This window comes from bacterium (assembly GCA_036504735.1).
In the GTDB taxonomy this organism is placed as follows: Bacteria; Electryoneota; RPQS01; order RPQS01; family RPQS01; genus DASXUQ01.
In genome coordinates this window covers 262,512-276,137 of the sequence record DASXUQ010000008.1, presented here as the reverse complement: position 1 = coordinate 276,137, position 13,626 = coordinate 262,512, and the positions used below count along the sequence as shown (strand labels likewise).

Annotated in this window: 15 protein-coding genes and 1 tRNA gene; all 16 read right to left on the bottom strand. The window is 58.8% G+C overall.

The features are described from left to right. Positions 1-10: 10 nt before the first annotated feature. The 16 genes from VGL38_07185 to VGL38_07110 all read right to left on the bottom strand — a co-directional run bounded on the left by VGL38_07185 (position 11) and on the right by VGL38_07110 (position 13,201). A complete protein-coding gene (locus VGL38_07185; GenBank protein HEY3295204.1) occupies positions 11-751 on the bottom strand; it encodes a hypothetical protein in 741 nt (246 codons plus the stop codon). Between the two features lie 220 nt (positions 752-971). Beyond that, positions 972-1,754: a hypothetical protein gene (locus VGL38_07180; GenBank protein HEY3295203.1), complete on the bottom strand. Its 783-nt coding sequence runs from the start codon at positions 1,752-1,754 to the stop codon at positions 972-974. A 492-nt stretch (positions 1,755-2,246) separates the two neighbouring features. Then, positions 2,247-2,328 (bottom strand) — tRNA-Leu (locus VGL38_07175). Positions 2,329-2,426: 98 nt separating this feature from the next. After that, positions 2,427-2,807 (bottom strand): preprotein translocase subunit SecG, encoded by a 381-nt coding sequence (secG, locus tag VGL38_07170; GenBank protein ID HEY3295202.1) that lies wholly within the window; start codon positions 2,805-2,807, stop codon positions 2,427-2,429. 92 nt (positions 2,808-2,899) lie between these two features. Continuing rightward, entirely contained in the window at positions 2,900-3,664 is a 765-nt protein-coding gene (gene tpiA / locus VGL38_07165; GenBank protein HEY3295201.1) for a triose-phosphate isomerase, read from the bottom strand. A 20-nt stretch (positions 3,665-3,684) separates the two neighbouring features. Beyond that, positions 3,685-4,914, bottom strand: a complete 1,230-nt coding sequence (locus tag VGL38_07160; GenBank protein ID HEY3295200.1) for a phosphoglycerate kinase — start codon at positions 4,912-4,914, stop codon at positions 3,685-3,687. Positions 4,915-5,114: 200 nt separating this feature from the next. Further along, a complete protein-coding gene (locus VGL38_07155) occupies positions 5,115-5,879 on the bottom strand; it encodes a hypothetical protein (protein HEY3295199.1) in 765 nt (254 codons plus the stop codon). Between the two features lie 52 nt (positions 5,880-5,931). Beyond that, positions 5,932-6,456 carry a hypothetical protein gene (locus tag VGL38_07150; GenBank protein HEY3295198.1) on the bottom strand — a complete coding sequence of 175 codons (525 nt, stop codon included), beginning with the start codon at positions 6,454-6,456 and terminating at the stop codon, positions 5,932-5,934. Between the two features lie 16 nt (positions 6,457-6,472). Beyond that, positions 6,473-7,249, bottom strand: coding sequence for a hypothetical protein (locus VGL38_07145; protein ID HEY3295197.1), 777 nt, complete (start codon positions 7,247-7,249; stop codon positions 6,473-6,475). Between the two features lie 68 nt (positions 7,250-7,317). Continuing rightward, the gene (locus VGL38_07140) at positions 7,318-7,740 is read right to left on the bottom strand and encodes a hypothetical protein (GenBank protein ID HEY3295196.1); all 423 of its coding nucleotides are present in this window, start codon (positions 7,738-7,740) and stop codon (positions 7,318-7,320) included. A 118-nt stretch (positions 7,741-7,858) separates the two neighbouring features. After that, positions 7,859-8,731: a hypothetical protein gene (locus VGL38_07135; GenBank protein ID HEY3295195.1), complete on the bottom strand. Its 873-nt coding sequence runs from the start codon at positions 8,729-8,731 to the stop codon at positions 7,859-7,861. A gap of 51 nt (positions 8,732-8,782) precedes the next feature. Further along, entirely contained in the window at positions 8,783-9,604 is an 822-nt protein-coding gene (locus VGL38_07130) for a DUF1232 domain-containing protein (protein HEY3295194.1), read from the bottom strand. Positions 9,605-9,746: 142 nt separating this feature from the next. Continuing rightward, complete coding sequence (gene gap, locus VGL38_07125; GenBank protein HEY3295193.1) at positions 9,747-10,751, bottom strand: type I glyceraldehyde-3-phosphate dehydrogenase; 1,005 nt, start codon at positions 10,749-10,751, stop codon at positions 9,747-9,749. A gap of 87 nt (positions 10,752-10,838) precedes the next feature. After that, positions 10,839-11,285: a hypothetical protein gene (locus tag VGL38_07120; protein HEY3295192.1), complete on the bottom strand. Its 447-nt coding sequence runs from the start codon at positions 11,283-11,285 to the stop codon at positions 10,839-10,841. A gap of 30 nt (positions 11,286-11,315) precedes the next feature. Further along, positions 11,316-12,182 (bottom strand): T9SS type A sorting domain-containing protein, encoded by an 867-nt coding sequence (locus VGL38_07115; protein ID HEY3295191.1) that lies wholly within the window; start codon positions 12,180-12,182, stop codon positions 11,316-11,318. Further along, positions 12,179-13,201: an ATP-dependent 6-phosphofructokinase gene (locus tag VGL38_07110; GenBank protein ID HEY3295190.1), complete on the bottom strand. Its 1,023-nt coding sequence runs from the start codon at positions 13,199-13,201 to the stop codon at positions 12,179-12,181. The genes VGL38_07115 and VGL38_07110 overlap by 4 nt, the downstream gene beginning before the upstream one ends. Positions 13,202-13,626 lie beyond the last annotated feature (425 nt).

Genomic DNA, 13,626 nt, shown 5'->3' with positions numbered 1-13,626 from the left:
TGCCGAATCCTCAGGGCGTTTGGACGGTCACACGGTAGTAGATCTGTTCGCTGTGTGACGCGGCATCGAGATGCACGTAATGAGTATCGGCGGTGGACGCAAGATACGTAAAGGCTCCATTCACGGCTGGAGCGGAATAGATGCGGTAGCGAATGTCCGGCAGCGAGCATCCGAGCACGGACTGAATGACGGGATTCCACGCGAGACGCACATCGGCATCCTGCGGCTCGATGACCACACGGGTTTCGGGCGGCGTGGCTACACAGGTTCCGGCGAGGGGAATGCGCACAAACCCGCCGTAGCTGTTCCATGCATTGGTTTGAATGCGCAGGGTATCGCGGAGGGTGCCGTCCGTCGTCGAATTAAAGGTGACGGTAAAACTACACGATCCAACCTGGCCGGGAGCCAGCGTACCGGAACACGGACAATTGGTGTTGCGGGAAAAACCGTTATGGTGCATCAGAATCGGACAGCTCACCGTGATGGATTCGGTGCCGAAATTTTTCAGGTGAAAGGCGTCGCTGGTGACGGTTTGCGGGCACTCGACGACGCCGGCATTCCAATTGTAGAGGGGATCATTGGGCGCGGACATGCGGACCACAGCCAGAATGCCTTGCGACCAATCCAACGAGTGGCGTTCGCCGGGCCGGCCGTCATCCGCGGGAGTTACCACAACTGCGGACCCGCCGGAGTTTGCGCCATGATCTCCTTCTGCCGCCGTGGCGCGGGGCGGTAAAGATTCAAAACTCACGATCAAGGCTATCAAAATACAAAATCTTCTTATCATTACAATCCTCAAAAATTCAAATAGAGTAAGAAGCCCTTACCTCCAGGGCAAGGGCTTCAAGATCATCATAGCGGGCGGTGTCAGTGGCAGCGGGGATCTTTTCGTCCCTTAACCGGCATCGTTACTTACGTTCGTTCGGCGTCGTCTCCATTGTCACCTCGCGCGGGAGACAGCGCGCAGATCCTTACGGCTGGGGGCCGGCGACGACTTGATAAAACAGTCCGCCTTCGCTGATCAGCACGCCCGTATGCACATAGCTGGTATCGGGAGTGAAGCTCAACAGACGGTACGCGCCGTTGTTGTCCGGCGAGTAGTAAACCAGATAACCGGGGACCGATGTGGGGCAGCCGCCGGAGGAAAGACGCACCGGATTCCAGATCAAGCGGGCATCATCTCCCTGAATCGAGATCACCACGTTCGGCGAGGCGGGGGTCGATACTCTTCTGCCGACCACAGGGATGCGCACGAAGCCACCGTAGCTGTTCCAGGAATCGGTTTGAATCCGCATGGTATCACGAAAGGTGCCATCCGATGACGGATGGAACTCGATGCGCAGGCTACACGGGCTCATCTGATAGGGAGCGAGAGAATTGTAGCATTCGCAGTCTGTCAAGCGGGAAAAGACGGGGCTTTCCGGTTCGACCGGAGCACAGAGGGTGATATCTTCGGGTCCGAAGTTTTTGGGATGCAGGTAAACGCTGTACGCCACACCGGGACATTCCACGGTGCCGGCATCCCAATTCAGAATAGTGTCATTAGGTGCGCTGGAGCGCACGAGAGCCAGAAAACCCTGTGACCAGGTAATGGGCAGATCCGGCGTCAGACTATGAGAAGGTGCGATATTTGAAGTTGCGTTGAGGGAGGGTAAATTCCCCTGTGGGCGTGTGTCGGGCGTGCGCGGTGCAGGCTCGCTAAAGGCTTGTGCAGTACACAGCATCGCCAGGACCAGTACAGTCCACAATTTCATCCAATTCCTTTCTAATTCCCCTGGTGTGTAGCGCGCTCCTCCCGCCCCGCAGTGGCGATGGTATTGTTGTATCCAATCTATACCTTGACGTATTAAGAATCAAGACAGCGAGAGCAACTGGAAAAAATCGCACCTGCAAGATAAACCGGAGCTTTTGGACAAGGGGACATCTTTTAGATAAGTCAGTCTCTATATGCCTCTCGCTATGACATTCGGATCGTGCTTCATCGACTTACATTTTATGGATCGTCAAGGTTGAATCTTTTGACTATATCGGACGCTTGAGTCGCGATTCACCGTGCCTCTCGCAAATTATAAATATTACACCACCAGTATAATTATCACCACTAAGCCAATGGGAAAAACATGCGAATGCATATAAAAATTCAATAAATCATAACTTCTTATGCATGTTCGGGAGAGGGCTTGGATGGGCAAGCATAAAAAAGACGACCTTGCGTTTGGCAAGGTCGTCTGGAAAAAATGAACGTGTGCCCGAGCCCGGATTCGAACCGGGATGCCTTGCGGCGCTACCCCCTCAAGATAGTGTGTCTACCAATTTCACCACTCGGGCGGGGAAAGATCGAAGTCAAAACAGGAAATGTGAAATAGGAAATAGGAAAATGCAAATCTCTTCTTTCCTATTTCGAATTTCCGATTTCCTATTTGTCCTTAGCGTGCGGGTTCCGGGGTCGGGATGACCGGGGCGGCGTTGTCGCCACCAGCGGGCTCACCGCCGGCAGGCGGAACGGTCGGCACGGGGCTGTTCGCGGGATTCGCCTGCTGGGCAGCCTGCTGAGTAACGGACGTGGGAGCCGTGGTGGTGGTGGAGAGGACCGCCATACCGAGGCAGTTCAGCATGAACACCGCTGCCATAATTGCCGTTGCTTTCGACAGGAAGCTGGCCGCGGTGCGTCCACCGAACAGGGACGAGGACATCGCGCCACCCGCGATACCCGCCAAGCCGCCGCCCTTCGAGCTTTGCAGCAGAATCGAAACTACCAGCAGGATCGAGATGATCATCTGCAGGACGATCAGAATTCCGTAAAACATCTTACTCCTTGGAAAAGCAAAAAGCAGAAAACAGAAAGCAGAAAGGAAGCCGTCTTCATTCCTGTCTCTATTTCTCATTTCCTAATTCATGATTACGCGGGCGAGACGTCCTTCTGCTTGGCGGCCTTGACACAGGCCGTGTGCAGGGCCAGCAGATTTTCGACTTTCAGGCTTGCGCCGCCCACCAGAGCGCCATCGATTCCCGGACGGGACACCAGAGAAAACACATTATCGGGAGTGACGCTGCCGCCGTAGAGGACCGGCACACGCCCGGCAGCCTGACCGAAGGCGCTGACGAGGCATTCGCGGACATAGCCGTGCGCTTCTTCCGCCTGCTCGACCGTGGCCACCACCCCGGTGCCAATGGCCCAAACGGGTTCGTAAGCCACAATCACCTTGGAGAACTTATCGGCGGAGACGTTGGCCAGACCTTCTGTGATCTGGCGGGTCAGGACCGTCTTGAGGATGCCTCCCTGCCTCTCGGCGAGGGTTTCGCCGATACAGAAAATCGGCAGCAGGTCCTTTTCGATGGCACGGGCGACCTTCTTGCCGATTAAGGCATCACTCTCACCGAAAACGTGCCGCCGTTCACTATGTCCGCACAGAACATAGCGGCAGCCGTGTTCGAGGAGCATGTCCGCCGAGACTTCCCCCGTAAAGGCTCCAGAAACCTCAAAATAGAAATTTTGAGCGCCATATGCAAGCCTTTGGCGGGGAAATCCGGTCTGCAAACAGGCGGAAGCGACCGCAGGGAGGGCGGTAAAAGGAGGCAGGATAATGGTGGGGACCACCCACTCGGCCTGCCCGGCAGCGTAGGCGGCCACGAACTCGGAGGCCTCCTTTGCCGTCTTGTTCATCTTCCAATTTGCTGCGAGGATCATTGGTTAAATGTTTCTTTTAATTTAACTTGCTCATCCGCATCATCCAGAGCCACGACTCCGGGCAGTTCCTTGCCTTCCAAGAATTCGAGGCTGGCACCGCCGCCAGTGGAGACATGGGACACCTTGCTTTCCAGACCGAACTTCTTGATGGCCGCCGCAGAGTCGCCTCCGCCCACAACCGTGACGGCTCCCGCCTTGGTAGCCTCTGCGAGGGCCTCGGCGACCGCTTTGGTCCCGTGGGCAAACTCAGGGATTTCGAAAACACCCATCGGTCCGTTCCAGACGACGGTTTTGGCCTTACGGATAATGTCGCTGTACTGCTTTTCCGTTTCCGGCCCGATGTCGCCGGCGATATCGTCTTCGCGCAAGGCATCATTGCTGCGCACGACGATGGTGACACCGGCAGCCAGTTCATTGGCGACGCGGGAATCGGACGGCAACACCAGTTTGGTGCGGCTGGTGGCGGCGTGCTTCAGCAGGTCATGGGCCATGTCGACGCGGTCCATTTCGACGATGGAATTGCCGATTTCCCGGCCCATCGTCTTGAAAAAGGTGTAGGCCATGCCGCCGCCGATGAGAATGGCGTCGACTTTGTCCAGCAGGTTTTCGATGACGTCGATCTTGCCGGAGATCTTGGAGCCGCCGAGGACGGCGACGAAGGGCCGCGCGGGATCGGCGAGCGCCTTACCGAGATAGTCCAGTTCCTTTTTCATCAGGTAACCGGCAACGGCGGGGTGCAAATGCCTGGTGACTCCTTCGGTGGAGGCATGGGCGCGGTGGGCGCTGCCGAAGGCATCATTGACATACACGTCACCGAGCTTCGCCAGTGACGCGGCGAAGGCGGGATCATTTTTCTCTTCTTCGGGATGGAAGCGCAGGTTCTCGAGCACCATCACCTGACCGGATTGCATCTGATCGACGACGCGTTCGACTTCGGGGCCGACGCAGTCGGGGGCCATCATCACCGGACGGTCGAGCAATTCAGAGAGCCGCTGGGCTGCGGGACGCAGGCTGTACTCCATAGCGCGCTTGCCTTTGGGCCGCCCGAGATGGCTCATCAGGATGACCTTGCCGCCGTCTTCGACGATCCGGCGGATTGTGGGCAGGCTCTCGCGGATGCGGATGTCATCGGTGACCTTGTCGCCATCCAGCGGCACATTGAAATCGACGCGCACAAGCACGCGCTTGTCGTGCAGGTCTACATCGTCGATGGTGAGTTTGTTCATGCTCCTCCCGAAAAGAAATGTTAAGTACGAATGTTCGTATTCACGCGCGCGGGTTGTCGGTCCGCGGAGCGAGATCTCGCCACAGGCGGATCGGGTTGTGTTGGCGGTAATTGTCAGGCGGGCCGGTCTTAGACCGGCCCCTACACCCGGCGCGGTTGACACAAGCGGGCGGATCTTAGATCCGCCCCTCCTTAAGCGCGCTATTTTGCCGGTGTCTTCGGTTTGATGGAAACGACGCCGGAGCCGAGGCGGACGCGGTCGGACTGGATGCTGTGGATGCCGTCCGGCAGATCGACCACCGAGATGTCCGAGGGCCAATAGCAATGGCAACTTGGATATTGGACAGGCTCACCGTCGCTGCTATCGACCACCATGCCGCCCGGTTCGAAGCCGAAGAAGCGAAGCGGAATCAAACCCACTGTGTCCGTCAGAGACGACATCAGCACGACGCCGTGCGTAAACTTTCTGTCGCCGATCAGCGTATCCGGCCTGGGGTGATCGAGGCGGTTCAGGGCGCGGACGCGGACATCGAGCTGCGCAAGGAAGCGATGCGCGGTGGCACTGTCCATCCCCATGTTGGCGTGGTGGCGCGGAGGCCGGGCCAGCGAAATGGAGTCAATGTCCATGGTGTCCGCCGTGGCCGTATTGTCATCGGGCTGCACATCTGCTGCCACATCGTAGTCGAGGCCATTCAGATAATCCGGCGACGGCGCAGACACCGCGGTTTGCGGCCACTCGGCTGTGTACTTGAGCGAGTTGACGGCGCGGCTGTCAAACCGGAAATGGCGAAAGCCGAGAGCCTTCAGTTTGAGCGTGTCCTCGTGCGCGCTCAGGTAGACGGTGCCGGAGTAATAGGTGATGCTGCCGGAGACATGCGTCAGCGCTCTTGGTGGCGGCTGAGGCAGGGCCAGGCAGGCGGTGGCCCAGACAACTGTTATTACGACGAAGATCGGGCGCGGGATCATGGGACGTATGATTCTGTGATTGCGGTCACACCCTGTGACCGGATGCTCACCTTCAACCATAGTGGCTGCCGCAGCCATTTCTGCTCCGGTCGAGGCTGGTGCCGCGACCGATGGTGAAGCCATAGGTGCCGCTGCCGGAAGGCGGGGCTGGCATGAAGTCGACGTCGTAGCGGGATTGTCCCAGATACGGATAGGCACCCGCCGGATCGTAATAGTCTGCCGCATATCCGCCGGTGTACCATTCTTCATCGGAAGTGCCTCGGTCGGGCCGCGTCAGATCGTAGTTCATGCCGGTGACGTAATCCGGCACGGGGAGTTCCACGATGGATTTGGGCCACCAGGCTTTGTATTTGTACGAGCCGAAGCAGCGGCTATCGAATTGTAAATTTCCGAAACCTAAATCGAGCAACTTGAGGGTGTCCTCGGGAGAACTGACGTAGACCGTTCCCGAGTAATAAACCTCGGCATCGTACACTCTCCGCACCGCATCCTGCGGAGGAGTGGGCATGGCAAAGAGCGGCGCAGCGCAGAACAGTGCGAGGACGAAAAGGCTGATGGTGATTAATCTTTGCTGCACGATTAGCGTTCCGCGTTCATTTGTCGAAGTACTTCCGTTTCGTAATGACCTCGCCCGTTCCCCGTCGGCTACGCGCCGCTTCCATCCTGTACATACTCTCGGGAAGAGATTTGACATCAACGTTTATCGGCCAGTAGGCATGATAGCCAAAGATAGAAACGATCAAGCCGTTGACGTGGGTATTATCGAATTGCATCTCATCGTCCGGATGGGGATCGAAGCCCTTGAATCCGAAGGGGATCAGATCCAGACTGTCGGACAGGTAGCGCATATACACTCGTCCGTACACGTAATCCCTGCCGTCGATGACCGTATCCGGCTTGCCGTTGGCTGGGCGCGGCAGATTGTGAATCTGCATCGACATGCGTTCGAGGAGTGTGCGACTGGCAGCGTCCATTTCCCGGCCCATGCGCGGGCGATTATCGTAAGGCGTCGGTCCGCGACTGATCATCTCGCCGTCCGGATCGAAATAGCGCTCCGCTGCCTCATTATCTTCTGAAGGCGGATCGCCCACATCGTAGTCCATGCCGTTCAGATAGTCCGGCAAGGGCAACGCTACCGCTGCTTGCGGCCACTGCGCGTGGTACTTGAGCGAGCCGAAGGTGCGGCTGTCAAAATCAAAATGCCGAAAGCCCAAGGCCTTCAGTTTGACCGTATCCTCATGCGCACTCAGGGAGAGAGTGCCCGAGTAGTAGACGCCTTTGCCTTCGTGAAATGTGACCGCTCTGACCGGCGGCTGAGGCATGGCGCAGCACGGCGAACTGAAGATCGTGTCGAGAAGGATCCGTACCAAGACTGAAATCAGCAGCCGCTGCATGGTGTCCATCAAAGGTGAAATGGCTAGGCGTAAACCGTGCGGCGCTACTGGTTGCCGCTTCCGTTGGGATTCGGGGTTTCGGGATCGGCTTCGGGGACAACATCGGACGGGCTGGAGAGGTCCAGATCGAACGTGGTATCCGGCGTCATCACCGGGTTCACGTCATACTCCAATCCGCTGACGATGGACGGCAGGGAATCCTGCAACGCCGACTTCGGCCAGAGCGCATGGTAGCGCACGGAATGAACGGAGCGGCTTTCGAATTCGAAGCGGCGGAATCCGAGCGGCACCAGCGCCGAGGTGTCACTGCCGGTTTCGATGTACACCACCCCTGTAAAATAGCTGTGGCTGCCGATGGCGACCTGTTTGGCGCCGTGCGGGGGCTGCGGCATGGCATACCGGCTGTCATCCGCCAGCACACTGCCCGCGATCAGCAATCCCGCCCAGATCCACGTGCTGTATTTCACGTCTAAACTCTTTTCTCCCGGCGAACCGTTTGTGCACTGACTGAACGGAGTCCCGCCGCGATAATCCTGTTCCCTTGATCAATCCCTTCGTAAGCGCGCCCCGGGGCGCGAACGTGCCTTATCGCCGCCGGCTGCCGTGCTGACGCGAATACTCGCTGAGGCTGACGCCCTGCGGGTGAAAGTACGGATAGCTCTCGCGCCGGTTATCCCGCGGCTCTGACCGATACTGGCGGGAGCCGCACCCCCCGTAGCCACCGTACAGATTGATCGGCGAGCGGCCGCCGTACATCTGTTGAATGGGCGTGGGCGTCAGCGTCGTGTGGCTCTGCGAGGTGCTGAAAAACGTACCCGTCGTCTGTGGATTGCAGGACACGACATCATCGACCGCATGGAAGCGGTAGTTGTTCGCCGGCTGCAGACGGTAGTAGCCCGTGAACTCCCGGTCATCGTATCTTTCCCGCAGCCGCATGGTCGGCCGGCTGCCGGCGGGGTCGCGGGGATCGTAGAAGTGCGTGGCTTCTTTGGCGGGCTTGGGCGACTTTTGGGTCCGTTGACGTGTGGCCGGAGAGAGATCGACATCCTTCCAGTCCTGCGGCGCGCTCATGGCCTGCGCGTAGGAGTAATTCCCCCCGACCGGCAGATCGAGGTCCGGAGTCTCCTCCTGCTCGGTGGTGTGGTAAGTCAATTCATCGAGTTGCGACGGCAGCGCATCGAGGGGCACGGAGGTGGGCCAGACGGCTTCATAGCGGGCGCGGCCCAGCGACCAGCCCTGAAACTCGAACGTGCGGAAGCCGTACTCCTTGAGCAGCGCGGTATCGGCATGGGAGGACAGATAGACCTCGCCCTCGGCAAAGGTATGGCCGCCGATTTTCCGGACGGCGCAGTTTTCCGGCGGGCGCGCCAGAACACGGCTGGTCGAGGTCTGCGCCAGCGCAGACATCCCTCCGCCGGTCAAGGCTATGCTGAGTATGAGCAGAAGAGCAAAGCGCATGATGTTCTCCTCTCTGAGGTACCGTGCAAACGCATCTTGCACACCGGCGGCTTACAGGCCGTAGTCAGCGGGGTCGAGTTGATTTTCCTTGATGTAACGGCGCAGGTCCATCCGCGCCACGGAGATGGCGAGCGAAATCACCAGCGCATCATCCATCCAGCCGATGCCGGGAATAAAATCGGGAATAACATCCAGCGGGCTGACAAAATAGAGCAACGCCGCCGTGATGGCGGAGACGGTCACCCACGGCATTTTGAATTTGCCGGCCATGGCATCGCGCAGCATTTCGTAAAGCAGTTTGGCCTGTTTGCCCAGTCGCACTACCGCCTGTGATCCGGAATTTTTTAAAGACTTCAGCTTGCTCTGGGTCTTATCCAGCGCATAGCGCACGTCGCCCTGTGTGACATTCTTGCGGGCGTCCTCGTAGCTCTTCTCTACGCGGCGCGTAATGGAATCGAACGTGGAATAGGTCTGCTTGGTAATATCATCCCACAGTTCACCCAGCGCGCGCTTGGCGTCGGCATAATCCCGCGCGGTTTTGCCGGAGGGCAGTCCGCCATTGCCGTTACCGTGGCCATTTTCCATGCGGCGACCGGGCTCGGGGCGGCGGGCGCGGTTTGGCCCGGCATTGTTGGAACCGGGTTCCCGGGCGGCTTCGGCACGCGGCGCAGTTGCCGGGCGCGCGGGCCGCTTTGTGGCGGCAGCGGGCGCGGTTTTGCGCGCGGCGGCGGTGCGCCGGGGGGTGCGAGCCGGAGTGTCCGCAGATTCGGCGCTGCGGGCCGCGGTTTTGCGCGCACGCGGCGTCTTAGCGGCTGACTTGCGCGCGGTTCCTTCGGGCTGTTCCGCAGCGGTCGATGCTCTCTTCCTGGGCATAATCACTTCTCCTCACTATAGTTTAATTTACGATCCGGTCGGATAAAGCAGGTCAATACGTCAACGCATATCCTTCATGAAATGGGAAACAGGAAGGGAAAGAGTACGTCTTTGTTCCTGTTTCCCATTTCAGAATCTCCGGTCAGGCTCCCATGCGGGCCAATAGATCGACACAGCGCATCGAATAGCCCCACTCATTGTCATACCAGCCGAACACCTTGACCAGCCGCGGCCCAAGCATCATGGTACATTTGGAATCAAAGATGCAGGAATGCGAGTTGCCGATGATGTCACTGGAGACGATCTCGTCTTCAGTATACTCGAGAATGCCCTTCATCGGTCCCTGGGCGGCGGCCTTGAAGGCAGCGTTCACCGATTCTACGGTGGCGTCCTTTTTCAGGGTGGCCACAAGGTCGGTGATCGAACCGTCCACCGTGGGGACGCGCAGCGACACGCCGTCGAGCTTGCCCTTGAGGTTGGACAGGATCTTGCCGACGGTGCGGGCGGCGCCGGTGGTGGTGGGGATGATGTTGTCGGCGGCGGTGCGGGCGCGGCGGAGATCGCTGTGCGGCGCATCGAGTACGCGCTGGTCATTGGTGTAGGAGTGCACCGTGGTCATGAAACCGAACTCGAGTCCGAAACTCTCATCGAGAATCTTGGCCATAGGCGCGATGCAGTTGGTGGTGCAGGACGCGTTGGAGACCAGTATGTGCTCCGGTTTCAGCGCCTGATCATTGACGCCGCAGACGATGGTGGCGTCGATGTCATCCTTGGACGGCACGGTGAGCAGCACCTTTTTGGCGCCGGCGTCGATGTGCTGCTGGATGCCTTTGCGGTCGCGGAAGGCCTTGGCCCCGGTGGATTCGACGACGATGTCGATCTTGAACTCTTTCCACGGCAGTTTGGCGGGGTCTTTTTCCGCCAGCACTTTGAGTTTCTTGCCGTCCACGAGGAACCCGTCTTCCACCGACTCGACTTTGCCGGGGAAGCGGCCATGAGTGGTGTCGTACTTCAGCAGGTGAGCGAGTGTCTTCGCGTCAGTGATATCATTCAGCACGACGACTTCGAAGCGCGGGTCCTTGAACAGGCCGCGATACACCAGCCGCCCGATGCGGCCAAACCCGTTAATTGCAATCCGGATAGCCATTGGAAACTCTTTCTCCCTTATGGTTCGTGGAAGCGGTCTGCCTTTTTCCGCTCCCGTATGCTATGCGCCGCGCCGCGGGAGGGCGCGCTATTCCTTGCCGTTTTTCAGGTGATCGTCCAGATCTTCATCGTCATCCTCGCCATCCTCGCCGTCTTCGTCGAGGCTGTAGTCGGAGTGGAACAGGCCGATCTCGCCGGTCTCTGTGCGATAGACGTACCAGAAATCCTGATCTTCCGTATCGGTTTTGACAAAGAGCACGGCGCCATCATATTCTTCGAGGCTGACGGATTCCAGTTCGCGGTATTGTTCGAAGAAGAAGGGAATCTGCTCGGCGAGGGACGGTAGCGACTCGACAAAGCAGAAGCGGTAGACCTCATTGGTCTCTTCGCGCAGGATGTCGGTGCAGTAGGCGGGGTAGGCCACATCTTCCAACCGTTCCACATCCAGTTCCAGTTCGGGCTCTTCGAGGTCGTCAAAGCCGAGGGTGGCCCCGGCGTAGCGGATGAAATCCAACAATTTTTCTTTTGCAGACATGGGAGTATCGATTAGGTTCAGGTGAAATTCTTAGCGAAGCAGAATCATTTTACGAGCGTCCGAGGATTTGCCGTCGATGGAAACCTGATACAGGTACGAGCCCGAAGCCTGCGGGATGCCGCGCTCATCGGCACCGGTCCATTCGACCGTGTGCATGCCGGGGGTCTGATAGCTGTTCACCAGCGAGGTGACTTTTTGGCCGGAGATATTGAAAATCTCCAGACTCACATGTCCCGGCGCGGCAATGCTGTACTCAATCCGCGTGGTGGGATTGAAAGGATTCGGGTAGTTCTGCGCGAGCTGAAACGTCTGCGGCGCGACGGAAGCCGTGGGGACTCCCGATGCGGCAACGCCGGTATCGTAGACCTCGCTGTAGAGATCCCTTCCCGCGACATACTGCGCATTAACCAGACACTCGATGATGCCGTCACCGTTGAGATCGCCGATGTTGTAAGGGTAACAGGTGAAGGAGATCTGCGTGTTGCGCCGTTCCAGCAGCGTGGCGCCGCTGGTAATATCCAGCACCTTGATCGCCGACCGCAGCACCGAGCCGGACAGCGTATAGGTCATCAGGATGATTTCGTTGATGCCGTCGCCCGTGAAATCCATCGGCGTAGCCCACACATAGCGCATGTAGGCCGAACGCTCGGCAGCGGTCATGGAGTAGGTGTAGGCCGCGGACTGGCAGGCGTTGGTGAAAATCTTGAGCTGCAGCGAGTCCATGGCGTAGTAGCAATATTGCGGAGCGCTGCCGCTGCGCATCTGCAAGACACCCTGTGTACCGCCGCTGTCGGTAACGCTGGTGCTGCAATCGAGTGTCCATTGGGCTTCTGCCCTCGGGACGAGTACCACGAAGGCGGCGAAGACCACCGCGACACAGAAGAAGGTGCGTTTCATCCGAAGAACAGCTCCGCGGTTTCAAAGAGCTTGTCATCCACCTGCTTGCAGGCGCCGATGCCCTCGGCAATGGGGATGGTGATGAGCTGTTCGCCGCGCAGGGCGACGAAATGGTCGAACTGGCCGTTGGCGACGGCTTCCACCGCGGCGACGCCGAAGCGCGTGGCGAGCACACGGTCGAAGGCGGCGGGAGTGCCGCCACGCTGCACATAGCCCAGATCGGTGACGCGGCATTCGATGCCGAGCCGTTTTTCGATCTCCTGTCCGAGTTCATGGCCGATGCCGCCGAGACGCGGTCTGCCGAAGGCATCCAGCGCGCCGATGTTCACCGCCTGCCCGCCCTCGGGAAAGGCGCCTTCGGCGACGACGACAATCGAGAACGATTTGCGTTTGTGCCGCTGGGCGAGCATGGTGCAGATCTTATCATAGGAGAAGGGCCGCTCGGGAATCAGGATCAGGTCTGCGCCGCCAGCCAGTCCCGCAGTGAGCGCGATCCAGCCGGTGTTGCGTCCCATCGTCTCGAGGATCATAATGCGGTTGTGGGACTCGGCGGTGGTGTGCAGGCGGTCGATGGCATCCGTGACGATTTGCACGGCAGTGTGAAAGCCGAACGTCACGTCCGTGGCGGCAATATCATTATCGATGGTCTTGGGAACGCCCACCACGTTAACGCCCATACGCACCATCTCATGGGAGGCGCGCAGAGTGCCGTCGCCGCCGACGCAGATCACTGCGCCGATGTGGTGCAGTGTCAGGTTTTCCAGAATGCGCGCGGTGGTTTCCCCGTCCTTCAAGGGATTGAACCGAGAGGTTCCAAGGATCGTTCCGCCACGGTAGAGAATGCCGGATACGGAGGAGGTGGGCAGCGGAATGATTTCACCGGTGGCGGCACCTTTCCAGCCGTTCTTGATGCCGACGCATTCATACCGGTAGTGGTCCGTCGCAGTGCGTACCACGGCGCGAATGACGGCATTTAAGCCGGGGCAGTCGCCGCCGCTGGTGAGGATGGCAAGTCGCATGGATTCTTCAGAAATTTCGCAGTGAAAAGAAAAATGTACTACTTCTCTGGGGGATTGTCAAGGCACAAAGGAAGAAAGGATGAAGGGTGAATGATGAAGGATTAATTCGGAAATTCGATGGAAGACCGCCGTTCCTTGCCCTCACCCCGCTTGCCCCGACCCGCATATCATCTGCGATAGTGCAAAAATAATACCCCAGCAGGCGTGACGCCTGCACCCGGGGCCGCCTTCGGCGGGGGGACAGCGCGGGAATACCGCGCGGTCCCAAGACGTATCCCTAGCGGCAGCCTCCGGTCCGGCGGAGCGAGATCTCGCCTTCAGCGGACCGTCAGCCCGGAGGGCTGCAGGCACGGGAAATCCGGCACGACGGAGCATGCCGGATAGTAGGATAGGTGGGGCGTGGCGCGCCACCGAAATCATCCTCT

Coding starts and splice junctions, on each gene's coding strand:
- VGL38_07110 (HEY3295190.1), bottom strand. CDS start 13,201: ATGCGACTTGCCATCCTCACCAGCGGCGGCGACTGCCCCGGCTTAAAT.
- VGL38_07180 (HEY3295203.1), bottom strand. CDS start 1,754: ATGAAATTGTGGACTGTACTGGTCCTGGCGATGCTGTGTACTGCACAA.
- tpiA (HEY3295201.1), bottom strand. CDS start 3,664: ATGAACAAGACGGCAAAGGAGGCCTCCGAGTTCGTGGCCGCCTACGCT.
- gap (HEY3295193.1), bottom strand. CDS start 10,751: ATGGCTATCCGGATTGCAATTAACGGGTTTGGCCGCATCGGGCGGCTG.
- VGL38_07135 (HEY3295195.1), bottom strand. CDS start 8,731: ATGCGCTTTGCTCTTCTGCTCATACTCAGCATAGCCTTGACCGGCGGA.
- VGL38_07155 (HEY3295199.1), bottom strand. CDS start 5,879: ATGATCCCGCGCCCGATCTTCGTCGTAATAACAGTTGTCTGGGCCACC.
- secG (HEY3295202.1), bottom strand. CDS start 2,807: ATGTTTTACGGAATTCTGATCGTCCTGCAGATGATCATCTCGATCCTG.
- VGL38_07130 (HEY3295194.1), bottom strand. CDS start 9,604: ATGCCCAGGAAGAGAGCATCGACCGCTGCGGAACAGCCCGAAGGAACC.
- VGL38_07115 (HEY3295191.1), bottom strand. CDS start 12,182: ATGAAACGCACCTTCTTCTGTGTCGCGGTGGTCTTCGCCGCCTTCGTG.
- VGL38_07120 (HEY3295192.1), bottom strand. CDS start 11,285: ATGTCTGCAAAAGAAAAATTGTTGGATTTCATCCGCTACGCCGGGGCC.
- VGL38_07160 (HEY3295200.1), bottom strand. CDS start 4,914: ATGAACAAACTCACCATCGACGATGTAGACCTGCACGACAAGCGCGTG.